Origin of the sequence: Marinobacterium sp. xm-a-127, assembly GCF_013283425.1 — a bacterium.
GTDB lineage: Bacteria > Pseudomonadota > Gammaproteobacteria > Pseudomonadales > Balneatricaceae > Marinobacterium_E.
The window spans coordinates 552,652-578,316 of the sequence record NZ_WBYH01000001.1 but is presented as its reverse complement, the minus strand read 5'-3'; the positions used below and the strand labels follow the sequence as shown (position 1 = coordinate 578,316).

Annotated in this window: 22 protein-coding genes and 2 pseudogenes; 17 read left to right on the top strand and 7 right to left on the bottom strand. The window is 48.3% G+C overall.

The window, feature by feature from the left end:
• Positions 1-12: 12 nt before the first annotated feature.
• The 3 genes from XMA127_RS02755 to XMA127_RS02745 all read left to right on the top strand — a co-directional run bounded on the left by XMA127_RS02755 (position 13) and on the right by XMA127_RS02745 (position 2,270).
• Positions 13-993, top strand: coding sequence for a class 1 fructose-bisphosphatase (locus XMA127_RS02755; protein ID WP_173495209.1), 981 nt, complete (start codon positions 13-15; stop codon positions 991-993).
• 80 nt (positions 994-1,073) lie between these two features.
• Positions 1,074-1,607 (top strand): inorganic diphosphatase, encoded by a 534-nt coding sequence (gene ppa, locus XMA127_RS02750; protein ID WP_173480489.1) that lies wholly within the window; start codon positions 1,074-1,076, stop codon positions 1,605-1,607.
• 102 nt (positions 1,608-1,709) lie between these two features.
• Positions 1,710-2,270, top strand: coding sequence for a hypoxanthine-guanine phosphoribosyltransferase (locus XMA127_RS02745; RefSeq protein ID WP_173495208.1), 561 nt, complete (start codon positions 1,710-1,712; stop codon positions 2,268-2,270).
• Positions 2,271-2,274: 4 nt separating this feature from the next.
• Here the strand turns inward: XMA127_RS02745 and XMA127_RS02740 are convergent, their stop codons facing one another.
• Positions 2,275-3,042 carry a ParA family protein gene (locus tag XMA127_RS02740; protein WP_173495207.1) on the bottom strand — a complete coding sequence of 256 codons (768 nt, stop codon included), beginning with the start codon at positions 3,040-3,042 and terminating at the stop codon, positions 2,275-2,277.
• A 3-nt stretch (positions 3,043-3,045) separates the two neighbouring features.
• The gene (locus XMA127_RS02735; RefSeq protein WP_173495206.1) at positions 3,046-4,089 is read right to left on the bottom strand and encodes a DUF2333 family protein; all 1,044 of its coding nucleotides are present in this window, start codon (positions 4,087-4,089) and stop codon (positions 3,046-3,048) included.
• 336 nt (positions 4,090-4,425) lie between these two features.
• Between XMA127_RS02735 and accB the strand changes: the two genes are divergently transcribed.
• The 13 genes from accB to XMA127_RS02670 all read left to right on the top strand — a co-directional run bounded on the left by accB (position 4,426) and on the right by XMA127_RS02670 (position 16,882).
• Positions 4,426-4,881, top strand: coding sequence for an acetyl-CoA carboxylase biotin carboxyl carrier protein (accB, locus tag XMA127_RS02730; protein WP_173480485.1), 456 nt, complete (start codon positions 4,426-4,428; stop codon positions 4,879-4,881).
• Positions 4,882-4,909: 28 nt separating this feature from the next.
• Entirely contained in the window at positions 4,910-6,253 is a 1,344-nt protein-coding gene (accC, locus tag XMA127_RS02725) for an acetyl-CoA carboxylase biotin carboxylase subunit (RefSeq protein WP_173483331.1), read from the top strand.
• A gap of 71 nt (positions 6,254-6,324) precedes the next feature.
• Complete coding sequence (gene prmA, locus XMA127_RS02720) at positions 6,325-7,215, top strand: 50S ribosomal protein L11 methyltransferase (RefSeq protein ID WP_173483332.1); 891 nt, start codon at positions 6,325-6,327, stop codon at positions 7,213-7,215.
• Between the two features lie 16 nt (positions 7,216-7,231).
• Positions 7,232-7,966, top strand: a complete 735-nt coding sequence (locus XMA127_RS02715) for a DUF3426 domain-containing protein (RefSeq protein ID WP_173480756.1) — start codon at positions 7,232-7,234, stop codon at positions 7,964-7,966.
• Positions 7,967-8,379: 413 nt separating this feature from the next.
• Entirely contained in the window at positions 8,380-9,354 is a 975-nt protein-coding gene (gene dusB / locus XMA127_RS02710; RefSeq protein ID WP_173480482.1) for a tRNA dihydrouridine synthase DusB, read from the top strand.
• Positions 9,355-9,391: 37 nt separating this feature from the next.
• Complete coding sequence (gene fis / locus XMA127_RS02705; protein WP_173480755.1) at positions 9,392-9,661, top strand: DNA-binding transcriptional regulator Fis; 270 nt, start codon at positions 9,392-9,394, stop codon at positions 9,659-9,661.
• Positions 9,662-9,684: 23 nt separating this feature from the next.
• Positions 9,685-11,262, top strand: coding sequence for a bifunctional phosphoribosylaminoimidazolecarboxamide formyltransferase/IMP cyclohydrolase (gene purH / locus XMA127_RS02700; protein ID WP_173498891.1), 1,578 nt, complete (start codon positions 9,685-9,687; stop codon positions 11,260-11,262).
• Positions 11,263-11,283: 21 nt separating this feature from the next.
• Positions 11,284-12,567: a phosphoribosylamine--glycine ligase gene (gene purD / locus XMA127_RS02695; RefSeq protein WP_173498890.1), complete on the top strand. Its 1,284-nt coding sequence runs from the start codon at positions 11,284-11,286 to the stop codon at positions 12,565-12,567.
• A gap of 149 nt (positions 12,568-12,716) precedes the next feature.
• Positions 12,717-13,760, top strand: coding sequence for a YeeE/YedE family protein (locus XMA127_RS02690; protein WP_173483336.1), 1,044 nt, complete (start codon positions 12,717-12,719; stop codon positions 13,758-13,760).
• A gap of 30 nt (positions 13,761-13,790) precedes the next feature.
• Entirely contained in the window at positions 13,791-14,405 is a 615-nt protein-coding gene (locus tag XMA127_RS02685; protein ID WP_173498889.1) for a LysE family transporter, read from the top strand.
• 13 nt (positions 14,406-14,418) lie between these two features.
• The gene (locus tag XMA127_RS02680; protein WP_173483338.1) at positions 14,419-14,784 is read left to right on the top strand and encodes a histidine triad nucleotide-binding protein; all 366 of its coding nucleotides are present in this window, start codon (positions 14,419-14,421) and stop codon (positions 14,782-14,784) included.
• Between the two features lie 8 nt (positions 14,785-14,792).
• Entirely contained in the window at positions 14,793-15,731 is a 939-nt protein-coding gene (locus XMA127_RS02675; protein WP_173483339.1) for a bifunctional enoyl-CoA hydratase/phosphate acetyltransferase, read from the top strand.
• Between the two features lie 2 nt (positions 15,732-15,733).
• Positions 15,734-16,882 carry an acetate/propionate family kinase gene (locus tag XMA127_RS02670; RefSeq protein WP_173498888.1) on the top strand — a complete coding sequence of 383 codons (1,149 nt, stop codon included), beginning with the start codon at positions 15,734-15,736 and terminating at the stop codon, positions 16,880-16,882.
• Here XMA127_RS02670 and rlmB read toward each other — a convergent pair.
• The 3 genes and pseudogenes from rlmB to folE2 form a co-directional block, all read right to left on the bottom strand.
• A complete protein-coding gene (gene rlmB / locus XMA127_RS02665) occupies positions 16,874-17,611 on the bottom strand; it encodes a 23S rRNA (guanosine(2251)-2'-O)-methyltransferase RlmB (RefSeq protein ID WP_173498887.1) in 738 nt (245 codons plus the stop codon). The two genes, XMA127_RS02670 and rlmB, sit on opposite strands and share 9 nt — an antisense overlap.
• 85 nt (positions 17,612-17,696) lie before the next feature.
• Entirely contained in the window at positions 17,697-19,553 is a 1,857-nt protein-coding gene (locus tag XMA127_RS02660) for a SurA N-terminal domain-containing protein (protein WP_173498886.1), read from the bottom strand.
• A gap of 582 nt (positions 19,554-20,135) precedes the next feature.
• A pseudogene (folE2, locus tag XMA127_RS11835) lies at positions 20,136-20,828 on the bottom strand (GTP cyclohydrolase FolE2).
• A gap of 31 nt (positions 20,829-20,859) precedes the next feature.
• Between folE2 and XMA127_RS02645 the strand changes: the two are divergent.
• A pseudogene (locus XMA127_RS02645) lies at positions 20,860-22,038 on the top strand (IS3 family transposase).
• 13 nt (positions 22,039-22,051) lie between these two features.
• Here XMA127_RS02645 and XMA127_RS02640 read toward each other — a convergent pair.
• Positions 22,052-23,710, bottom strand: a complete 1,659-nt coding sequence (locus XMA127_RS02640; protein WP_217361981.1) for an electron transfer flavoprotein-ubiquinone oxidoreductase — start codon at positions 23,708-23,710, stop codon at positions 22,052-22,054.
• 27 nt (positions 23,711-23,737) lie between these two features.
• Positions 23,738-25,516, bottom strand: a complete 1,779-nt coding sequence (locus XMA127_RS02635; RefSeq protein WP_173480470.1) for an acyl-CoA dehydrogenase — start codon at positions 25,514-25,516, stop codon at positions 23,738-23,740.
• Between the last annotated feature and the right edge of the window lie 149 nt (positions 25,517-25,665).

The following is a 25,665-nucleotide window of genomic DNA, read 5'->3' as shown; positions in this document are numbered from 1 at the left end:
AGAGATTCTCTAATGCAGTTACTGAGCTCCTTCCTAAAGCACAACAAAACCGATGCAGACCTTGTAGAGGTGATCGAAGTCTTAATGATCGCCTGTAAAGAGGTTGCATTGCAGCTTCGCGAAGGCGCTCTGGCCGGCGTTTTGGGCACCAGCACTCTGACTAACGTACAGGGCGAGACCCAAAAGAAACTCGATATCGTTTCTAACGACATCATTAAAAAAGTCCTTCTGGATAATCGACTTGTTCGTGGCGTTGCCTCAGAAGAGGAAGAGGAGCCAGTTTGGGGATCTCGTGATGGTCGCTACCTTGTGACTTTTGACCCGCTGGATGGCTCATCAAACATCGACATCAACGTCTCGGTTGGCACGATCTTCTCAATCATCGAAGCCCCAAAACCTTGGGCTAAACAGGACACCAATGAGTTCCTCCAGCCAGGACGTAAGCAAGTGGCGGCAGGATACGTGCTTTATGGGCCTTCTGCAGTATTAGCCCTAACCACTGGTAGCGGTGTTAACATGTTCACGCTGGCTCATACCGGTGACTTTATCCTGACAGAGGAGTCGGTCAAAATTCCTGAAGAGACCAGCGAATTTTCGATCAACATGTCGAATAAGCGTCACTGGGAACCTCAGATGCAAGAGTACATCGATGATCTACTGCTTGGCGAAGAGGGTCCTCGCGAGAAGAACTACAACATGCGCTGGGTGGCCTCTATGGTGGCCGAAGTGCATCGCCTACTGACCCGTGGGGGCATCTTCACCTACCCATGGGACTCACGCGATCCGAGCAAACCGGGCAAACTACGCCTGATGTACGAAGGCAACCCAATGAGTTTCCTTATCGAGCAGGCTGGTGGCGTCGCTTCGACCTGTTACGAAGAGATTATGGATCTTAGCCCAGAGCACATTCACCAACGTGTTTCAGTCGCGCTAGGTTCAAAACAGGAGGTAGAGATGTTGAAAGCCTACCACCGTAAGAAAAGTGAAAAATAGCGCTTAGTAGCATTTAGTTATATTACCAAGGTGCCTATAATGCGCCGCAGAAATTAATGAAACGTTCATAGGGAAACAACATGAGCTTTGAAAAAGTACCAGCGGGTAAAGACCTGCCAAACGACATCTACGTTATCATCGAGATCCCAGCTGAGAGCTCGCCTGTAAAATACGAGATCGATAAAGACTCTGACTCTATCTTTGTTGACCGCTTCATGGCTGCGCCAATGTTCTACCCAGCGAACTACGGCTACGTAAACAACACACTAGCTGACGATGGTGACCCTCTGGATGTACTTGTACTGACTCCACATCCAGTCATGACAGGTTCTGTTATTCGCTGTCGTCCAGTCGGCATTCTAAACATGACCGACGAAGCGGGTGAAGATGCGAAACTGGTTGCTGTTCCTCACGAGAAACTAAGCCAGGCTTACAACGACATCCATGACGTTGATGACCTGTCGCCACTTTTGAAAGATCAAATCTCTCACTTCTTCGAGAACTACAAGAAGCTTGAAAAAGGCAAGTGGGTTAAAGTTGAAGGTTGGTCTGACGCTGCTGCAGCTCGCGACGCGATCATCAAATCAGCTGAAGCTTACGAAGCAGCTAAGTAATTAGATAATTAAAAAGCCCGATCCGCTCTGCGGGTCGGGCTTTTTTGTATGTAACAGGTTAAACTTGTCGATTCAGTCAAGTTTAACCGCTCTGGAGCTAACATGAGCCGCCCCGATATTAACGAAATCAAGCAAGTTTACATTGAATCAGACTTGCTCTTTTCAAACTCTGAAGTCAACCAAGCGATCGACAAGATTGCTGATGAGATCACCGGCGAATATGCTGATCGCGATCCTGTCATCTTCACGATAATGAACGGCGGTCTTGTTATCTGCGGTCAGCTACTGACTCGCTTAGAGTTCCCTCTCGAAGCGGGCTACCTACATGCGACTCGCTACCGCAACACGACCTCTGGCCACGAACTAGAGTGGAAGGTTCCACCGATGATCGATTATCAGGGACGCGATGTGTTAGTGGTCGACGACATCCTAGATGAGGGACACACACTTCACGAAGTGATGAATCACCTCAAAGAGGGTGGAGCTAAAAGCGTGGCATCGGTCGTACTGATCGACAAAATACACGATCGCAAAGCCGTGCCTGGGATGAAAGCAGACTTCACCGGTCTAACCATACCGGATCGCTACATTTTTGGCTTTGGACTTGATTACAAAGGCTACTGGCGCAACGCACCTGGTATCTTTGCAGTCAGAGGTCTTTAATAATCTACTGATTGATCTCATCAAACAGTAGGTTAAATGCCTCAGTCAATTTATGTTTGGCTGCCATGTGAACCAGTGGTTTAGCCAGCATATGACTCTCTTTCATTTTCACTGACGCAGGCAACTTAGCGTTTAGCACCGGCAGATCTTGCTCCACGAGCGATTCAATAATCTGCTTAGGCAGCGACGCTCGTGGCTGAAACTGATTCACCACAATTCCTTCTAACACCAACTGCTCATTATGATCTTCACACGTTTCGTTGATGTTATGCAGTAAGCTGTAAAGAGCTTGGCGTGCAAACTCATCACAGTCAAAGGGGATCAAACAACGCTCAGCGGCACAAAGTGCGGAGAGCGAAAAGAAGTTAAACGCTGGCGGCGTATCGATGTAAATCGCATCGTAATGTTCATCCAGAGCGTCACACAGATCTCTAAGCTTATAGATCTTATGTTTTGACTCTAACTTCGACTGCAAATCACCTAAATTCGGGTTACAGGGAATAATGTCGAGTTGTTCGAACGGAGTCGCAAAACAGTAATCTTGTTCGGCCACTTTGTTCAGCTGAAAGCTCAATACCGACTCAAAGAAACTCTGTACATCGAGCTCTGGCGCATCGGATTCATCACCCAACAGATAGTGTGTTGAGTTACATTGCGGATCCAAATCGATCACTAGCGTTTTAAGCCCACGAGCTGCACTGATAGCCGCCAAATTGACCGCGATACTCGACTTACCAACGCCACCTTTCTGGTTAAATATAACTCGACGCATAAATTACCCCTGGGAGAGAAGGTCTCTCAAATCAATAATGGCTGCATTAGCACGGGAGATGTATGAAGCCATCACCAAAGAGTGGTTGGCTAAAAATCCAAATTCGGTGCCGTTAAGAATAATGGGACTCCAGATGGTGCCCTGTGTGGCCTCTAGTTCACGAACAATCTGCTTCAACGAGGTGACCGCACTCTTCTTCTCAAGACTCTGTGCAAAATCTAGCTCGATAGCACGTAAAATATGAATCAGTGCCCAGGCAGTTCCACGCGCTTCATAGAAGACATCATCAATCTCACTCCAAGGCGTTTGTATATCTAACTCTGAGGGCTGAGCCGTTGCTTGGGCGCCCCCCTGGCTGCCGGCAAGATCGGTATTAATACGGCGCTGCCCAACGCTGGCACTTAAGCGCTGTGAAATACTACCTAAACGAGTTGATACGTCGCCCAACCAATCTTGAAGGTTGTCGGCACGAGCATAGAACTGTGCCTGTGATTCATCCTGACTAGAGAGTTTGCTTTGATAGGCTCTTAACGAAATTAACGCATCTCGATACTCACTCTCACTTGACGGTATCAACCAAGAGTTATTATCAAAGTGTAATTTGGGTTCCGCAGAGGCTAGATCCTTCTGTTCAGTCGACTGCGACTGAGAACGACTGAAAGTCTTGCGCATTGCTCGACTCAGGTCACGAATCTGTACAAGTACACCAAATTCCCAATTGGGCAGGTTATCCATAAGAACACCCGGCGGAAAACGATCATTGGAGAGGTAGCCACTTGGCTTGTTAAGAAGCGACTCTGTCAGTTCGATCAGTGTAGCGGTTGTGTAACTGCCGACCACCACCGTCTCATTTCGCTCGGCAGCGCTAGCTTCAGTCAACTGCTTCACATCAAATTGGGCTGGAGTCCAGCTCCAGAGAAAGCCCAATACAACCACCACCAATGAGTAGGCTGCCAGAGGCGCCAGTAACAGATAAAAGCGCTTTACTCCGAACCTTTCCCGAAGACGATCTAGGAGATCCAACAGTGTTCTAAATAGACCTTTCATACACTACCTTTTGCGTAAATAAGCATCACAAAAATACAAATGCTGCACTGCACTATGACCTGTACAGCCCCTTGGGTCAATCCATCGATAAGTTGCTTAAAACAACCTCGTTTTAATATCAAAAGCTATTTTGCACAAATAATAGACAATTAACGTGTAGATAGCGTTAAATTTGCCGAAATTCACACCATTTTCGCAACTTTCAGCTGGACAACCACCTTTAGTCTCATGCAAACTTAACCTTATAGGGTTCTGTTAATAGATATCTGCCTATTCGATGCAATTAACAGCCATATCCCAACAATTTATTACTAAACTGCGCTACAGGAGCACATCATGGATATTCGTAAAGTTAAAAAACTGATCGAACTTCTCGAAGAGTCAAACATCAATGAAATCGAGATCAAAGAGGGCGAGGAGTCTGTTCGCATTAGCCGTGGTGGATCTATCGTTGCAGCTCCAGTAGCAGCACCTGCAACTGTCGTTGCCGCAGCAGCACCCGCTGCTGCTCCAGCCACTGCACCTGCTGCAGCAGAAGCCGCACCTGCAGCGCCAGCGGGCCATACTGTTAACTCACCAATGGTGGGTACTTTCTACCGTTCACCAGCGCCAAGTGCTCCGGCATTCATCGAAGTGGGCAAAACGGTTAAAGCGGGTGACGTCATCTGTATCGTTGAAGCGATGAAGATGATGAACCAGATCGAAGCAGACAAGAGTGGCGTGATTGAAGCCATCCTTGTTGAAGATGGTCAGCCGGTTGAATTTGATCAACCACTCGTTGTCATTGCCTAAACTCTAATCAACAGAGGAATATTCCATCATGTTGGATAAAGTTCTGATCGCAAACCGTGGCGAAATTGCGCTACGTATCATGCGAGCTTGTAAAGAGTTAGGCATTAAAACCGTCGCTGTTCATTCACAGGCTGATCGTGATTTGATGCACGTCCGTCTTGCTGATGAAGCGGTCTGTATCGGCCCAGCTCAATCTGCTCAAAGTTACCTAAACATCCCTTCCCTAATTGCAGCGGCAGAAGTCACTGATTCAGTGGCTATCCACCCTGGCTATGGCTTCCTCGCTGAAAACGCAGGCTTTGCTGAGCAGGTAGAGCAGTCAGGTTTTACATTTATCGGCCCTAAAGCTGAAACCATACGATTAATGGGTGACAAGGTGTCAGCCATTGAAGCGATGAAGAAAGCGGGTGTTCCAACAGTACCTGGTTCAGACGGACCACTGCCAGAGAACGACAACGATACGCTTTATAAAATTGCAAAACGTATTGGCTACCCTGTAATCATCAAAGCCGCTGCCGGTGGTGGTGGTCGTGGTATGCGTGTTGTTCATACTGAAGCTCACCTAGTTAACGCCGTGCAAGTGACCAAGTCTGAAGCAAAGGCGGCCTTTGGTGATGATACTGTCTACATGGAGAAGTTCCTTGAGAACCCACGCCACGTAGAGATCCAAGTATTAGCCGACGGGCAAGGGAATGCGATTCACCTTTACGATCGCGACTGTTCATTACAGCGCCGCCATCAGAAGGTGGTTGAGGAGGCACCAGCACCTCACCTAGACCCCGAGTCACGCGCAAAAGTACTGCAGTCATGTGTCGATGCTTGTATTGAGATCGGCTATCGCGGTGCAGGCACCTTTGAATTCCTGTACGAAGATGGTGGTTTCTACTTCATCGAAATGAACACTCGTGTTCAGGTTGAACACCCTGTGACCGAGATGGTTACCGGTGTCGACATTGTAAAAGAGCAGTTGCGTATCGCTTCTGGCGAAAAACTATCGATCAAACAGGAAGATGTCGTGTTACGTGGCCACTCTTTCGAATGTCGTATCAACGCAGAAGATCCTAAAACCTTTATGCCTTCACCGGGTAAAGTTAATGGTTTCCATGCGCCAGGTGGTAACGGCATCCGTGTTGATTCGCACCTCTATGCGGGCTACACAGTACCACCTCACTACGACTCATTGATCGCTAAATTGATCTCTTATGGTGAAGATCGTGAAGTGGCAATGCAGCGCATGCGCAATGCTCTGGATGAGATGGTCATTGATGGTATTCGTACCAACATTCCACTTCACCATGAAATCATGCGTGATACCCATTTCGAAGTGGGTGGTGTTAACATTCACTACTTAGAAAAGAAATTAGGCCTATAAGTTAACTTACGTCCTAATCAAAGCCCGCACTGTTGCGGGCTTTGTTGTCTTTAAATTACGAGCTAAAAAGAATGCCTTGGCTACAGATAAAAGTTGTTACAAATCCTGATATTGCAGAGTTTTATGAAGATCTACTTCTTGAAGCGGGCTGTGCTGCCGTGACCTTTGAGGACGCAAAAGATCAACCTATTTTCGAGCCTGAATTAGGGACTACTCCGCTCTGGGGTACAACCGTAATCACCGGTCTGTTTGCAGCAGAGCATGATTTAGAGTCGACACTTGCCTTTCTAAACGAGCAAAAACTCTCCGTTGAGGGTGGCGATACAATAGAGTTCAAGGCAGAAATTCTTGAGGACAAAGATTGGGAACGAGAGTGGATGACTCACTATCACCCGATGCAGTTCGGTAGCCATTTTTGGGTCTGCCCAAGCTGGATTGAAGTACCTGATGCGAATGCAGTCAATCTGATGCTCGATCCTGGACTAGCCTTTGGCACAGGAACTCATCCAACCACTGCACTCTGCCTAGAGTGGCTCGCCAGTGAGCCACTACAGAACAGATCGGTTATCGATTATGGCTGCGGGAGTGGCATTTTGGGCATTGCTGCCATTCTTTTGGGTGCAAGCGCAGTGTCAGGCGTCGATATTGATCCGCAAGCATTAACCGCCACTCAAGACAATCTTGTTAGAAACGGTCTAGATAAAGAACGTTTACCGGTATTCTTCCCAGAGAGCTTTGATTCAGAACCGGTCGATCTAGTCATTGCCAACATACTCGCCGGACCACTGAAAGAGCTTGCTCCTACACTAGCCGAATTGGTTAAATCAGGTGGTCAGTTAATTCTATCGGGGCTTCTGATAGAACAAGCGGATGAATTGATTAGTACCTACTCCGAGTGGTTTGATATGGAACCCCCATCAACCAAAGAGGAGTGGGTTCGTTTAACGGGTCGCAAACGTTAAGGTTGAGAAGGGATAGATGTTTGTAACAGAGTGTCCAGAGTGCCAAGCCAAGTTCAGAGTGACTGATGGTCAACTGCGCCTGGCTAATGGTCGCGTTCGCTGCGGCAACTGCCTCTCTATTTTTGATGCCGAAAATGGGCGTGCTGATCGAACACCCGCTACAGCAACTGAACAGCCTCAACAGACATCCACCGGAGCACAATTCGCTCAGCTAGATGCTGAGCCAATCGTACTTGAGCGATTTAATTCTCAACCAGAGTCGCCTTTCAAAACGGCATCAATGATTCTAATTCTTCTTTTATGCACAGTACTCGGCGCCTTACAGTACCTCTGGTTTGAACGAGCTAGGCTAAATGCACACCCCAGCTTACGACCCTTCTACATTATTGCGTGCAGTCAGATAAATTGTGATTTAAGTGCTAAAGAGGGGCTGGCTCTACTGGCGATTGAACAGACCCTAGTGAGGGAACACCCTCGTTACTCCAATGCACTTGAAGTGACACTGAGAATCAACAACCAATCTACCCTCTACCAGCCCTATCCGGCGGTTGAACTCTCTCTAAAAGATCTACAAGGCAAATTGATCAGCCGCCGCACATTTGATCCAAATGAGTATTTAGAACTTGGCATCAACGCTGAGCGCTTAAGCCCAAAACTCCCCATTCAAATTCAACTGACCATAACCAAACCGGATGAAGCGATCGCCTCTTTTGAAGCGAACCTTTCTGAAGCCCGTTTCAACCAACGCTAGGGAACCTACGAATAAGTCCATGACATCTCAGGCTTACAGTCAAATTTGTCATCCAGGCGTGTTTTTGAAGGCCTAGCGGGCTAAGTCGAGAAAACAGAACGCAGAGGATGGATTTGACTGTAAGCCCCGTAGGGCGCGACCTGAAACATCCATCTACAGCGTTGGATCGCTGACTAAAGGCGATGGCCATTAGTTGCACAATCCGCCTTGTATCTGAATGTTTCAGATCACGCTGAGAAATTATGGACTTGTTCGCAGGTTCCCTAGTTAGCCTGTCAACCCCAAAATTGATCATTTTTTATTCAAAAACGTCTTGGACCCTCGGTCCGTGAAGAGTATTATATGCGCCCTTCATAACCAACGACGGACATTCCAATTCATTGGAGTTACACCCTCGTTGTGGCAGGTTTTTGATGTTACAGATTGGTCCATACAGCCTTGACACTCAAGTTGCTCTAGCCCCAATGGCTGGTGTGACTGATCGCCCGTTTCGACAACTCTGTCGCGAACTGGGTGCAGGCCTTGTTGTGTCAGAGATGGTGACGTCAGATCCAAATCTTTGGCACACACGCAAGTCCTCATTTCGCCTAAACCATCAAGGCGAAGCGGAGCCTCGCTCCGTACAGATTGCGGGTGGCGATCCAGAGATGATGGCATTAGCTGCTCAGTTAAATGCAGAGCGTGGCGCACAAATCATCGACATCAATATGGGCTGCCCGGCTAAAAAAGTCTGTAATAAAGCAGCTGGCTCAGCACTGCTGAAAGATGAACCTCTGGTCGAATCTATATTGGAAGCCGTGGTCAATGCAGTCGATATACCAGTGACCCTAAAAATTCGGACTGGTTGGTCTCCAGACAATCGCAACGCACTCACCATCGCCAAAATGGCTGAACAAGCTGGTATAGCCGCGCTGACCGTTCATGGAAGAACCCGGTCAGATAAGTACCTTGGTGACGCTGAGTACGAGACCATTAAATCCGTTAAAGAGAACATCAGCATCCCTGTCATTGCTAATGGCGATATCACCACCCCAGAAAAAGCGCGTTTTGTTTTGGATTACACCGGTGCTGATGCAGTCATGATCGGTCGTGCAGCGCAAGGCACCCCGTGGATTTTGCGAGAGATTGATCATTATCTGCGTCATGGTGAAAAAATAGCGCCACCCACTCTTTCAGAAATACACTCTATTTTTAATCGCCACCTGAAAGCTCTGCACGAGTTTTATGGAGAGTTAATGGGCGTTCGTATCGCCCGAAAACACCTTAATTGGTATCTGCAATCAGTTAGCGATGTGACTGGCTTTAGAAAAGAATTTAATCAGTTGGAAACAGCTGAAGAGCAGCTTAACGCCCTCGATCAATATTTTGATCGTGCCCAAGCTGCTTAATATTTAGGTAACCGTAGTAGTGAGTAGTAACGATACAATGCAACATCTCGATATCTCTGAAATAACAACAGAAACCCAGACACCAACACTGCGTGAGAGTGTTCAATCTTCACTTGAGACCTACTTCAAGACGTTAGATGGACAGCCCGCAAGTGATGTTTATCAAATGGTGTTGACTGAAGTAGAAGCACCGCTGTTTGAAGCTGTTATGCGCTACACCAAAGATAACCAAACCCGTGCTTCAGAGCTTCTTGGCCTGAACCGCGGCACGCTTCGCAAAAAGTTGAAGCAGTATGATCTTCTTTAAATCTCTGAAAAATGGAAAGCCTCATGTCTAACGACTCATACACTCCTATTCGTCGCGCTCTGATCAGCGTGTCAGACAAAACTGGCATCGTAGATTTTGCCCGTGAACTGACTGCTCAAGGCGTTGAAATCCTATCAACTGGCGGCACTTACAAACTGCTTTGTGATGAAGGCATCGCAGCCGTTGAAGTCTCAGACTACACGGGTTTTCCAGAGATGATGGCAGGCCGCGTTAAAACCCTTCACCCTAAAGTGCACGGCGGGATCTTGGGTCGTCGCGGTACTGATGATGCGGTGATGACTGAGCATGGCATCAACCCAATCGACATGGTGGTTGTCAACCTATACCCCTTTGCAGAGACCGTCGCACGTCCAGATTGTGATCTTCCGATGGCCATTGAAAACATCGATATCGGTGGCCCAACCATGGTTCGATCTGCTGCCAAAAACCATAAAGATGTCGCAATTGTCGTTAACGCTTCTGACTACGATTCAATCATCGCTGACCTTAAAGCCAACAAGGGTCTTAACTACAACACCCGTTTTGACCTTGCTGTTAAAGCGTTTGAACACACTGCTGCTTACGACGGCATGATTGCAAACTATCTTGGTGCTCGAGTGGGTGTGGAAGAGCCAGAGACCTTCCCACGCACTTTCAATACTCAGTTCGTCAAAGTTCAAGACATGCGTTACGGTGAAAACCCACACCAACGTGCAGCCTTCTACGTTGAAGAGAACGCAACTGAAGCCAGCGTTTCAACCGCTCGTCAACTTCAGGGTAAAGAGCTCTCGTTTAACAACGTAGCCGATACTGATGCGGCACTTGAGTGCGTTAAGCCTTTCAAAGAGCCTGCCTGTGTCATCGTTAAACATGCTAACCCTTGTGGTGTCGCCATTGGCGGCAACATTCTGGAAGCATACAACCGCGCTTTCCAGACAGATCCTACCTCAGCATTTGGTGGCATCATCGCATTCAACCGCGAACTTGATGCAGAAACAGCAAAAGCGATCGTTGATCGTCAATTTGTCGAGGTGATCATTGCTCCAAAAGTGAGCGCTCAGGCATCCGAAATCGTTGCCGCTAAACCCAATGTTCGTCTACTTGAGTGTGGTGAATTTGCGGCACAGCCTGGTGCAGCTTTCGATTACAAACGTGTCAACGGTGGCCTACTGGTGCAAGATTGTGATCTAGGCATGGTGAACGCATCTGAGCTTCAAATTGTCACTAAGCGTCAACCATCTGAACAGGAGATCCGCGATCTACTGTTCTGCAGGGAAGTGGCTAAATTCGTTAAATCGAATGCCATTGTCTACGCTCGTGATGGCCAGACTATCGGTATCGGTGCAGGCCAGATGAGTCGTGTCTACTCAGCTAAAATTGCGGGTATCAAAGCGGCGGGTGAAGGCCTACAAGTTGCTGGTTCGGTGATGGCATCTGATGCTTTCTTCCCATTCCGTGATGGCATTGACTCTGCAGCAGAAGCGGGTATCAAAGCGGTTATCCAGCCAGGTGGCTCAATGCGTGACCAAGAGGTTATCGATGCTGCTGATGAGCATGGCATGGCGATGGTATTCACCGGCATGCGCCACTTCCGCCACTAAGCGTTAAAGGGATTGAACGATATGAATATTCTAGTAATTGGCTCAGGTGGCCGTGAACACGCGCTAGCTTGGAGCGCCGCTAAAGATGCACGTGTAAATACTGTCTTTGTTGCTCCAGGTAATGCAGGTACAGCGATTGAAGCTGGTATTGAAAACGTCGCGATCGATGTCATGGACAAAGTTGCTCTTGCCAACTTCGCTAAAGAGAACGGCGTTGCCTTGACCATCGTAGGTCCTGAAGCACCGCTAGTCGATGGTGTCGTGGATTACTTCCAGTCAGAAGGCCTAGCAATTTTCGGTCCATCAGCAGGCGCTGCACAGCTTGAGGGCTCTAAAGCGTTTACTAAAGACTTCCTAGCACGCCAAGAGATCCCAACGGCAGAGTACCAAAACTTCACAGAGATCGAACCAGCACTTGCTTACCTTCGTGAGAAAGGCGCGCCAATCGTTGTGAAAGCGGATGGCCTAGCAGCGGGTAAAGGCGTTATCGTCGCGATGACACTTGAAGAGGCTGAAGATGCTGTCAAAGATATGCTTGCCGGAAATGCCTTTGGCGATGCCGGTAGCCGTGTTGTTATTGAAGAGTTCCTAGATGGCGAGGAAGCCTCTTTCATCGTCATGGTCGATGGCGAAAACGTTCTGCCAATGGCAACCAGCCAAGACCACAAACGTGTTGGTGATGGTGATACTGGCCTTAACACTGGCGGCATGGGTGCTTACTCTCCGGCTCCAGTGGTTACACCAGAGATCGACCAGCGCATCATGGACGAAGTGATCTACCCAACCGTTCGCGGTATGACTGCAGAGGGTAACCGATACACTGGATTCCTATATGCAGGCCTAATGATTGCAGCCGATGGCACACCTAAAGTAATCGAGTACAACTGCCGCTTTGGTGACCCAGAGACGCAACCGATCATGATGCGTCTTCAGTCGAGCATTGTTGAACTCTGCGAAGCAGCCCTTCGTGGCGAGCTAGACAAAACAACCGCTCAATGGGATCCTCGTCCATCCATTGGCGTTGTTATGGCTGCCGGTGGATACCCTGGTGATTACAACAAAGGCGATGTGATTTCACTTCCTGCATCACTTCCAGCTGACAGCAAAATCTTCCACGCAGGCACAGCCCTAAATGGTGATGATGTCGTGACAGCCGGCGGTCGTGTTCTTTGTGTCACTGCACTTGGCGACACAGTAACCGACGCACAAGCACGCGCTTACGAACTTCTAAAGCAAGTAAGTTGGAAAGACGCCTACTACCGCACTGATATCGCTTACCGAGCGATCGCCCGCGAAAACGGTTGATTTTCTACTTAACCTATCAAAGACCCTTCGGGGTCTTTTTTATTGCCTAAAATCAGCATTGATGTCCGTCAACAGATCCAACCAAACTACTCGCACTTCAGTATTGATCAAGGCAAAATAATGATATTACCCTTTTATAAGAGACGACTATGCCTGAGTTTTTAGATGCCTACTCCAGCGGAGAGGTTGCCGTTCTTTTAGGTTTGATCACCGGATTGGTGTTTGGTGTCTTTGCTCAGCAGAGTCGGTTCTGTCTACGCGCGGCCTGCATTGAGTTCTGGCGCAACAAGCCTGGTCCTAAATTCGCCATTTGGCTCTTTACCTTCTCGACAGCGCTTATTTTGACGCAGTTATTGATGCTGAACGGCAATCTCGAGAAAAGCAGCATTCGGCAGCTGGTAACGACAGGCTCTATGTCTGGAGCCATTATTGGTGGATCCATGTTTGGTATTGGCATGGTCATGGCTAGAGGCTGCGCGAGCCGCCTTCTAGTTCTATCTGCGACCGGTAATCTACGAGCACTCATTGCAGGACTGGTGGTCACCGTTGTCTCTCAAGCTGCGCTAAGAGGTATTCTATCTCCCGCTAGAAATGAGATCTCATCTTGGTGGCTAATCGATGGATCATCACGTGATCTGTCACTTTGGCTCCCAGAATTTGGGGCATTAGGATTCGGTATTATTCTATTTGTCGCCGCTTTCTATTTGGCAAAAAGAACCTCACCCAGAATCTACTGGCAGTTTGGTGCCGTCATGGTCGGATTAAGTGTTGCTCTGGGCTGGGCACTAACCTCTTGGCATGCCAGCAACTCCTTTGACATTATCGCGGTGAAGAGCGTCAGTTTTACTGGACCATCAGCCGATACTTTAATGGCACTGATCAACGAGCCAGAGGTGCCTCTGTCGTTCGATATCGGCATTGTTGTCGGCGTATTTGCGGGCTCATTCTTGGCTTCTTGGATAACAAAAGAGTTCAAAATTCAAACCTTTACCGAAGAGACTGGCCTTTCACGCTATTTGGTTGGAGCCGGTCTTATGGGCTTTGGCGGCATGCTTGCGGGCGGGTGTGCAGTTGGTGCTGGTGTTACTGGTGGTGCAGTAATGGCCCTCACCGCTTGGGTCGCACTGTTCTTTATGTGGCTAAGTGCTGGGATCACTGACAGGGTACTCGACTACCGTCGCGAGACAGCCTAAATTAACAGCTCTAACGACTGAGCAAATTCTATGTCCCTTGAACTCTGGCTTGCCCTTTTAAGCGCAGCCATCATGATCTCGCTATCCCCTGGCGCTGGCTTTGCTACCGCTGTGAGTTTTGGGCTCTCGAATGGTTTACGAGGTGCAGCACCTGCCGTATTTGGGCTCATTTGTGGGTATGGCACGCAGATGCTGGTAGTCTCTTTCGGTCTCGGTGCGCTCATTGCAACTTCCCCCACTCTTTTCACTCTAATCAAATATGCTGGCGCTGCTTACCTTGTCTGGCTGGGCTTTCAGATTATCCGTTCGCAGGCTGAGCTCGAGCTTCATAACGCTGAGCCTCTTAAGAAGCGAGAGCGCTTTATTCGCGCCTATTTAGTTAATATCACCAACCCTAAGGGCATGGTGTTTCTACTAGCACTAGTGCCACAATTTCTGAATCCAGCAGAACCCCAGGCACCTCAGCTTTGGATTATTGGCCTGACACTAGTATTAGTTGATTGGATAGTGATGACTGGTTACTCGGGTATCGCAGCCCGTCTGCGCAGGTTTGTTCAAGATCCAAAAGGTAGAGCCTGGTTAAATCGGGCATCTGGGAGTGCACTGATACTGGCCGGTCTGGTATTGTCTACTGCAACACTTTAATAAGGAGTTAGGCATGGATTGTCTGTTTTGTAAGATTGTCGCTGGTGAAATTCCAGCCAAGCGCGTTTACGAAGATGAACACGTCATCGCGTTTATGGATATCAACCCACAGGCCCCATTTCATGGTCTAGTTATTCCACGCAAACATATCTCGACTCTCGATGATGCAACCGATGAAGACGCAGAAGTTCTTGGCCATCTGAATATTGCGGCTGCAAAAATCGCACGTCAGGAAGGATTTTCTGCAGATGGTTATCGAACTGTCATCAATTGTCGCGATCATGGTGGTCAGACGGTGTACCACATTCACCTCCACCTTCTAGGTGGTAAAGCGATGGGATGGCCACCATACACTGACACTCTTAAGACGCCACTATAGGATCTAAAATGACTGTGATTAAAGACCTGCCACAAAACAATCAGCTAGAGTTCTTTATCGAACAGGCGCGCCACGCAAAGCCTATTAGAACGGTGGTTGTGCATCCGGTTGATGGCAATGGTCTCGGCGGTGCTTTAGAGGCCGCAGAGCAAGGTCTGATAGAGCCAACGCTGGTTGGCCCTAAAGCAAAAATTGAAGCTGCCGCTGAGGAGCTCAATGCTGATATCAAGGCTTTTCGCCTTATCGATACAGAACACAGTCATGAAGCGGCTGAAGTCGCATGTCAGTTGATACAGCAGTGTGAAGGCGATAGTTTGATGAAAGGCTCTCTTGGGAGCTCTGAACTACTTTCAGCAGTCCTCGATAAACGCAGCGGTCTTAGAACAGAGCGCCGTTTAAGTCACATTTTTGTTTTTGATGTCCCTAGCTATCACAAGCCACTGATCATCACCGACGCTGCAATTAATATCGCTCCCGATCTAATGACGAAGCGAGACATAGTACAAAACGCAATCGACTTTGCGCATGCTCTAGGTAATGAGAACCCTAAAGTTGCCGTGCTTGCTGCAGTAGAGAAAGTTAAAGCCAACATGCAGAGCACGCTGGATGCTGCTGCACTTTGTAAAATGGCAGATCGCGGACAGATCACCGGCGGAATTATCGATGGCCCGCTTGCTTTTGACAACGCCATTTCTCGCCAAGCGGCCATTGATAAACATATCAACTCTCCGGTATCCGGGGAGGCAGATATTCTCGTAGCACCTGATCTTGAAGCCGGCAACATGATCGCTAAACAGCTCATCTATCTTGCTGGTGCTAAGTCTGCAGGAATTGCAGTAGGTGCTCGTGTTCCCATTATTCTAACGAGCCGTGCCGATGGTGTAGTAGCTCGCTTAGCAAGCTGTGCATTGGCATCATACATGGTGCATCACCGCCGTAAGATCTAATCATGAATATCCTCACCCTCAACGCAGGCTCATCCAGCTTGAAAGCTGCGCTCTATAACTCGCAGGATGGCGTGTTAAGCAAACTTGCCAGTGCATCATTGACGGGAGTTGGCTCTCCACATCTATCACTTCAGGTAGATGGAGAGAGCATCGATATTTCGAAGGTTGATCTCATAGACTCCGCAAAGATTCATGCGCAGGTTGTAGAACTACTTTTTAACCGATTTAAACTGCAGGATGACTCATTAGTCGTTTCACACCGCGTAGTGCATGGTGGCGGTATATTCTCTAAATCCGAAGTGGTTGATGATGCAATTCTTGAGCAATTAAAGAGTTTCAACTCCCTCGCTCCGCTGCATCAACCATTCAATATTCGTTTGATTGAACAGGTTCTTGAGGCTCACCCCGAGTCACTCAATATTGTCTCATTCGATACGATGTTTCACGCAGGCCAAACAGCGCTTGAAACCAGCTATGCACTGCCTAAATCGATCCGTGACATGGGTATTCGTCGTTACGGTTTTCATGGGCTGTCGTATGCCTATATAGCAGACTCCCAACAACTCTGTGAAAACCCAGAAGAGCGAACTGTCGTTCTCCACCTGGGAGCAGGCTCATCGGCTTGCGGCATGTTGGGCGGCGTCTCTAGAGCGTCTAGCATGGGCTTCTCAGCAGTCGACGGTTTACCGATGGGGTCACGAACTGGCAATTTAGATCCTGGCGTGATGATTCATTTGATGCGTGAAGGAATGAGTGCTGACCAATTGGAAATGATGCTCTACAAACAGAGTGGCTGGCTGGGTCTTTCGGGACTGTGCAGCGATATGCGCACCCTGATCGAGTCGACTAAGCAGGAAGCGAAATTTACCGTCGACTACTACTGCTATCACATTACCCAAGAGATTGGTCGGTTAGCCGCAATATTGGGTGGATTAGACAGAGTCATTTTCACTGCTGGCGTTGGCGAACATGCCCCACTCATTCGAGAAAAGGTGTGCAGTCAACTGGCTTGGCTAGGCCTAGAGATCGATAACAAACTAAACCAGAGCAACCAAATTGAGATTGCCACTGAATCATCCAAAGTCAGAGTGCAGGTCGTCCCTACGGATGAGGAGTGGATGCTAGCCAAATACGCGACGCAGTTATTTTGATCGCTGTCTGACGATCTCAAACAGGGTAACACCGGTTGCTACCGAAACATTCAAACTGGAGACTTCCCCCGCCATTGGGATCTTAATCAACAGATCACACTGCTCTCGTGTCAAGCGGCGCATCCCCTTGCCTTCAGCGCCCATGACAAGCGCTAATGGACCGGTTAGATCTGTTTGGTAAATGGAACCTTTCGCTTCACCCGCCGTTCCGACAATCCACACTCCACGCTCCTGAAGCTGATTAAGGGTTCTCGCTAGATTGGTTACCTGAAAATAGGGCACCGCATCCGCTGCGCCACAGGCAACTTTAATCGCTGTCGCATTTAATGGCGCTGATTTATCACGAGGGGCGATGACAGCTGCGACACCGGCCGCATCAGCGGTACGCAGACATGCACCTAGGTTGTGAGGGTCAGTAACACCATCAAGCACTAGCAGAAGAGGTGTTTGGTCAACCTCATCCATCAGCTTAAACAACTCTTTATCACCTAGAATGGGTAGAGGTTTCGCTTCGGCCAACACCCCTTGATGAACACCATCGACACGCTCATCCAAACGATGTTTGCTGATAGTCTCAACATGAACACCGGCCTGGGCAGCTAGGGCTAGAATCTTCTCTACTTTCGGATCAACGCGTCCCTGAACAATAAAGAGGCGCTTTACCCTCTCAGGGTCACGGTTTAACAGCGTTGTGACAGCATGAATGCCAAATACCTGATCCAATTTCATTCTCTTTTACCTTAACGTTAAAGGCGCACCGACGTGCAACTGAAAAAAATAGCCGCTAAAGAGCGGCTATCTCACTGAAGTCGACTTAATTAATGACGATTTCAGCGTTTGATTTTAGTGTTTCAAATTGCGTTCTAAATGCCTGACTACCCTCACCGGCAGCCAACATGGTTGAAATTTGTGTCTGAAGCTCTTCAGCAATCTGCTCTTGCGAGGTTCCAACAGCATCGACAGTGATCAATGCCGCTGTACCATCAGAGAGCTGGACAACCTTATAGTCTGCACTACCCTCTGGACGTGCCATAGCAAAAGCTGCTTCTACAATCTGAGGTTCAAGATCAACGGCTGCACCGCGTGCAATCGATTTCACTGCAGTCCACTCCAGGTCAACTTTTCCCTCTTGTGCAGCAGTCAGAGCATTTTGAGCCTGTTCAAAGGCCTGTTTAGCCGCTTGGGAAGACTTAAGCCTGCTGACTAAATCATCACGCACTTCAGCAAGTTCAAGCTGACGTGCGGGTCGTAATTCATTCATATTAAGAACAAAGGTACGACCACTGCTCACCTCAATAGGGTCAGAGTTTAGACGCTCTTTGGTCACAACATCAGAGAAGGCTGCACGAACCAGTTTCTGGTCAGAAAAATCGCCAGTCCCACCATTACGAGTCAAAGGCTCTGAGGTTTGTATCTCGAGTGACAGCTCCTCAGCAAGCACGGCAAGGTCGCCTGAAGAGAAGGCCAAATCCGTTAAACGTTCTAGTGCGCTGACATAAACCTCTTCTGCATTCGCTTCAGCAACATCATAGATGAGATCCTCGCGCACTTCGCTCAGTGCTGGCACCTCTTTAGCACGTACATCGTTTAACTTGATGATGTGTACACCAAACTCGGTCTCGACAGGTTCAGAGTACTCGCCGGCATTTAATGAGAACAGAGCATCATCAAAGGGACCTTCAAAAAGGCCTGGCGTCAGGTAACCTAGATCACCGCCTGAATTAGCTGAACCAATATCTTGTGAGTACTCAGCAGCTAGTGAGGCGAAGCTTTCGCCGGCCGCCAACTTCGTACGAATCTCTTCAGCCTTTGCCAGCGCTGCATCCAGAGGCTGGGCATCGCTTATCTCAAGGAGTATGTGACTAGCAGAACGCTCTTCACCACCTTCAAAACCGGCTTTTAACTGATCATAGGCAGAGTTAATTTCGGCTTCGGTCACACTGTCTGGGTCAACAAAATCCGCTTGGTCCAGTACAACATAGTCAACAACGACCTGCTCTTGGGTCATTAGCTGATCGCCCATACTGTCATAAGCAGCTTGCACATCCGCATCATTCACTGTCTGTGAATCAGCGTCAACAGAGAAACGCGCCACTCGGATATCACGCGTCTGTGTATTCAAAGCAAGAAGATGATCAAGTTCCGAAGCGGTTAAAAAAGCTGACTGCTCGTAAGCACCGCGCACCTGATTCATCAGCGCTTCACTCTTAAGAAGCTCACGGTACGTCAAAGGAGTAAAACCAGCTCCTCGTAGAGCGGATTCAAACTGGTTGCGATCGAATCGACCGTCAACCTGAAACTCCCGCGTTGCAACGATCATCTGGTCCAGCATTTGATCAGACACAAAAAGCCCTAGCTCTTCTGCTGCACTGATCTGTACGTTGCGATCTATGAGATTGTCCAAAACCACTTTGCGTAGAACAACATCGTCTAACATGGCTGGATCAGCATTGTCGCCCATTTGAGTTAGAACTTGTCGACGTTGCAGATCGATACCACGATAGAGCTCATTCTTAGTAATGGCTTTACCATTGACTTCAGCGGGAGGTGGTTCGGCTGTAGCTAGGCCGACCAGTGAGTCAACGCCCCACAGAGCGAAAACGACAATGATCAAACCAACCAGAACTTTAGCAATAATCCCTTGTGAATTATCACGCATTGATTGCAACATGACTGAGTGTCCTATGAATTAAAAAAAGCGCAACCTGAGGTATGCGCTTTTTTAGTGGGGAGAGTCTGAAACTCTTACGCGCTAAAGCGCACCCCTGGAATAACCGATATTACTTGTTTACAGCGTCTTTTAATAAGTTCAAAGAGAAATGTTTCATTTCATGTGAATGCTTAGCAGCCACGTAAACAAACGCTTTGAGAGCATATCTTCAGTAAAGTAAACAGCCATTGTTTCAAACTACTATATAATCTTACTTACAAGCGCATATTAGCTCGATTGTCTGGGCAAGAATGAAACGATTGCACGGATGATAACATCTCTTATGCCATAAGCAAGAAAGAATTTTTTGAAACAAAACAAAAAGCCAAAAGGCTTCAAAATGAGCATACTTATGAAGATTTTAAACCGACTTATGAGGAGGTCTTCTTAGAGTCCAAAAGAAGAAATTCCTGTCCAAATCATGGTGGCTGTTTACGTATAATAACCTGCTGGAACCTACAAACAATGTTTGGCAAATGCACTGTTAATTAACTTCCGATAGAACAGCCGTAAATTGCCGACAAAAAGCATATGCTCAAGGATCTACGAATAGCTCAAACCGCCAGGAACCCCTTTTACCACCATGGCAACAGCATCGTGCGCATGTAAGCTCTCAAAGTGTTCCACTTTGATTTTGAAGTCCGTGTAGACTGGATCCAGACTTAACTCGCGTTTAATTCTCCGCGCGGCGTCCTCGCAGAACATCAAGTTTTGCCCATTCCTTTTCGCAAACTCTTGTTCATCCTCTCGTTTAACCGCAGTTTGTACCGGAGTTTTCAAGGTTTTTTCTACCTTATTTATCAGCTCAAAAATTGGGAAATGCTCGAAGCTTTTACCCAGTCTCACGGTTACAGTTGCCCTACTTCTCTGGCTATGCGGTGTCGCATGTGAACCGTTGGCACTCAATTACCATCCCTCAACTTCAGAAACTGACACTGTTTCCCTGGTAGTAAAATCTGCAGAGAATTTTTCCTGCAAAAGCTGTCTTGCCAATGAAGCAGAACAGGGGCATGTTGATGAATAATCAACTCCTACCGATAGATCAAAAGTGAAACTAGAACTACTTACTTCTGCCTGAATGCTTATGTCATAACTTTTCCAGCCACTGTTATCACTGAGTAATGCTTTACGCTTTATAGGCAACTCAAAATCTAGTTTTAAAAGTGCTTTATCACTTAATCCTACATGGCCGGACTGTAGTGGCATAGTGAATTTGGCCACCTGATTAGAGGTGATATGATCGCCTCCTGACTACACAGGTGACACTATGACAAAACCAAAACGACCTAACTTTAGCCCCGAATTTCGTCTAGAATCAGCGCAACTTGTTGTCGATCAAGGATACAAGGTACGAGAGGCTGCTGAAGCAATGGGCGTGGGTAAATCCACCATGGATAAGTGGGTTCGACAGCTGCGAGCAGAGCGTAAAGGAGAATCCCCCAAAGCCACGCCGATGACAGAAGAGCAACGTCGTATTCGAGAGCTGGAGAAGCAGGTAAAGCAGCTTGAGATGGAAAAAGAGATATTAAAAAAGGCTTCAGCTCTCTTGATGTCCGACGAGCTGAAAGGTTTGCGGTAATACGTCGACTTCAAGGGAGCTACTCTGCAACACGACTATGCCATCTATTCGGCGTACACCGTAGCAGTTACAAATACTGGCGGAATTATGCCAAAGGGGAAAACCCTGCTCGCATCCTTTTGAAAGAGAAAGTCAGAGAGGCCTTCAGCATTAGCGAGGGTTCAGCAGGTGCACGAAGTGTAGCAGCTATGGTGACGCTCTCAGGCACACCGCTCAGTCGTTATGTTGCGGGCAAACTGATGTCAGAGTTACAACTGTTTAGTTGCCAGCAACCCAAGCACCGTTATTAGGAAAGCAACACAAGAGCATCCCGTTGCCCCCAATCTGTTGGCAAGACAATTTAAGTCTGCGGCTCCAAACCAGGTATGGTGTGGCGATATTACTTATATCTGGACGGGGCGGCGTTGGGCCTATCTGGCAGTCGTACTGGACTTATATGCTCGCAAACCTGTTGGTTGGGCTTTTTCTCTTAATCCAGATAGTGACCTGACAAGTAAAGCCCTAACGATGGCTTTTGAATTAAGGGGTAGACCTGAAGGCCTACTGTTCCACTCCGATCAGGGCTGCCAGTACACCAGTGTGAAGTATCGTAGGCTACTGTGGCGGCACAAGATAAAACAGAGCATGAGTCGACGCGGCAACTGCTGGGATAATGCTCCAATGGAGCGTTTCTTCCGCAGCTTGAAAGCCGAATGGGTTCCAGAGATAGGTTACGCCTCAATAACAGAGGCTAGGAACTCAATTACTGACTACATCGTTGGATATTACAGCCAGCAAAGGCCGCATCAGCATAACGGGATGTTGCCACCGAATTTGGCAGAAGAAATATACTGGAATGACTACAAAGTGGTGGCCAGTTTTACTTGACCACTACACATCCTCACATGTTCGGATAGTTCGGTCCGCCCATACCCTCTGGCGTTACCCAGCGTATATTCTGAGCCGGATCTTTGATATCGCAGGTTTTGCAATGCAGGCAGTTCTGGGCGTTAATCTGGAAGTGCTGTCCGGCATCATCTTCAACCACTTCGTACACCCCCGCAGGGCAATAACGCTGAGCAGGTTCTGCAAACTTCGGCAGGTTTTGTTGCAACGGCACTGAGCTGTCTTTAAGCTGCAAATGACAAGGCTGATCTTCTTCATGGTTAGTATTCGACAGGAACACTGAACCCAGCTTATCAAAGCTCAACTCACCATCCGGTTTTGGATAGTCAATCGGTGTGCATTCACTGGCCGGCCGTATCTGTGCATAGTCTTCTTTATCATCGTGTAGGGTGACCGGGATCTTGCCGCTAAACAGGTTCTGATCGATAAAGTTAAAGGCACCACCCATAATCGGACCAAACTTATGCAATGCAGGGCCAAAGTTTCGGGAGCGGAACAGCTCATCATAGAGCCATGAACTTTCAAATTTATCGGTGAAGCTGTTAAGTTCTTTACCGCCTTCACATCCCTCAATCAGAGCTTCAAAGATCGTTTCTGCGGCCAGCATGCCGGATTTCATTGCCGTATGCGTGCCTTTAATCTTGGAGAAATTGAGCGTACCGGCATTACAGCCAGCAACAATACCACCCGGGAAGGTCATCTTCGGCAGAGCATTGAAACCACCTTTGGTGATTGCTCGAGCGCCATAAGAAACGCGCTTTCCACCTTCCAGGTACTGTTTCAGTACTGGATGGTGCTTCATGCGCTGGAACTCATCAAATGGACTCAGGTAGGGGTTGCTGTAGTTCAGATCAATGATCAGACCCACTACCACCTGATTACCTTCGGTGTGATAGAGGAAGAAACCGCCACTGGCGCCATCGCTTAAAGGCCAACCTGAACCGTGCAGAACCAGACCTGGCTTGTGATTCTCCGGGTTAATATCCCAAAGTTCTTTAATACCGATGCCGTAATGCTGCGCATCCGCTTCTGAGTCCAGTTCAAACTTCTCGATCAGCTCTTTACCCAGATGACCACGACAGCCTTCTGAGAAGATAGTGTATTTCGCATGCAGTTCCATACCCGGCATATAGCTGTCTTTTTGCTCGCCGGATTCACTGATGCCCATATCACCGGTGGCAATGCCTTTAACACTGCCATCATCGTTGTACAGCACTTCAGCAGCGGCAAAACCCGGGAAGATTTCTACGCCAAGTTGTTCCGCTTGCTCCGCCAACCAGCGGCAAACATTACCCAGGCTGACAATATAGTTACCATGGTTATGCATGGTTTTGGGTACAAACGCATTCGGTACCTGAACGGACTTTTCTTCGTTTTTCAGTAGGAAAATCTGATCTTCTGTGACGAGAGTATTGAGCGGTGCGCCCAGCTCTTTCCAGTCCGGGAACAGCTCATCCAGAGCACGGCTTTCAATCACCGCGCCAGAGAGAATATGGGCGCCCACTTCAGACCCTTTTTCTACTACACAGACAGTCAGTTCCTGCTCTGCTTCGTTTGCCTGTTGCATCAGTCGGCAGGCGGCGGATAAACCCGCCGGGCCTGCACCTACAATAACAACATCAAACTCCATGGATTCGCGCGTTATCTCACTCATCGTAAACCTCACTTATGCTGTTATTGCTTAAAACTGATCTTCAGAAAGCGCCATTACCGCTTCACCACCGCTCTGCATCGCCTTAAGAAGAGCGCCGGTTCTTGGTAATAACTGTTCAGCATAAAAACGCGCACAGACGATTTTACTCTCGAGGAAATCTTTATCTGCATCAGGTGCCCCTAGCTTGCCTTCTGCAATAGCCGCGGACTTCGCCATCAACCAGCCACCGCATAGGTAACCCAGTAACATCATGAAGTTCACGCTGGCAGCGCCTGCTGCAGCGGGGTCTTTAGCTCCTTTATCAAGTACCCACTTACGCGCAACATCAGCATCATCGAGAGCTGAATCTACCGCTTTTACAATAGCGCTCATGGCTTCGGAGTTGATGCCATCCAGATCAGCTTTAATCTCTTCCAGCAATGCAGATAGCGCCGCACCTTTATCTATGAGGGTCTTACGGCCAATCAGATCAAGAGCCTGAATGCCTGTTGTGCCTTCGTAAATGGTCAGGATACGTGCATCACGGTAATGCTGCGCAACCCCGGTTTCCTCAATAAAACCCATACCGCCATGAACCTGCACAGCCAGATAGGTGAGCTCCTGAGACAACTCAGTCATCCAACCCTTTACAATTGGGGTGTAGAGTTCGGTACGTGCATGGTGAATCGCTTTTGTCTCTTCATCCTGCGCATTTTTAGCGCGATCAGCTTCTGCTCGCGCCACATATGCAAGGGCCCGCATTGCCTGAGTACCCGATTTCATCTGCAGTAACATACGACGTACATCCGGGTGTTTAATGATGCTGATGCGAGAACCATCCCGAAGGGTTCCCTGGATACGGTCTTTGGCATACGCCAGCGCATGCTGGTATGCGCGCTCAGATATTGCCAACCCCTGTAATCCTACTGCCTGACGAGCATCGTTCATCATGGTAAACATGCATGCGAGACCATTGTTCTCAGCACCCACCAGATAACCCACTGCACCGCCGTTATCACCAAAACTCATGACACAGGTCGGGCTGCCATGAATACCCAGCTTATGCTCCAGAGCAACAGGGGCCACATCGTTTCTTTGGTCAGTGATATTACCCTCTGCATCCAGCATGAACTTAGGCACAACAAACAGAGAGATACCCTTCACGCCTGCTGGCGCATCCGGTAACCGGGCTAATACCAGATGAGCGATATTGTCTGTCATCTGATGATCACCCCAGGTGATAAAGATTTTTTGTCCGGTGATACGGTAATGATCACCTTCAGGGACGGCTCTGGTTTTCAGAGCGGCCAGATCGGTGCCGGCATCGGGTTCAGTCAGGTTCATGGTACCTGTCCACTCACCGCTGATCAGTTTAGGCAGGTAGGTATTCTGCAACTCTTCGCTACCATGGGTTTCAATCGCTTCAATTGCCCCCTGAGTCAGCAACGGGCAAAGCGCCCAACCAAGGTTTGCAGACTGCCAGATTTCATTCACAGCAACAGACAGTGATAAAGGCAACCCCTGCCCTTCAAATTCCGGGTTGCCCGCCAGAGATGGCCAGCCACCCTCACAAAACTGCTGGTAAGCCTCAGAAAAACCCTCGGTTTGCTGAACATTACCATCAGCAAGGGTTGCACCCTTCAGATCGCCTACCCGGTTAAGTGGGGCCAGTTGCTCTTCGCCCAGCTTAGCCGCTTCATCAAGCACAGCTTCACCAAGGCCTTCAGCGAATTCATCAAGCCCTGCCTGATGACAAATCTGTTCAAGACCCACCAAGTCATTTAATACAAACAATGCATCCTGATAAGGAAAACGATACTCACTCATCGCTCATGTTGCTCCGTTCCTCGCAAGCCTGAATACATTCCGGCCTGCTTTTATTATTCTTCGAAAGCGTTTTTACATTTGGGAAATGCTTAATTCATGATCTTCTCAGAGCACGCCCCAAACAATAACAATTCAAGCCTTATCTACTG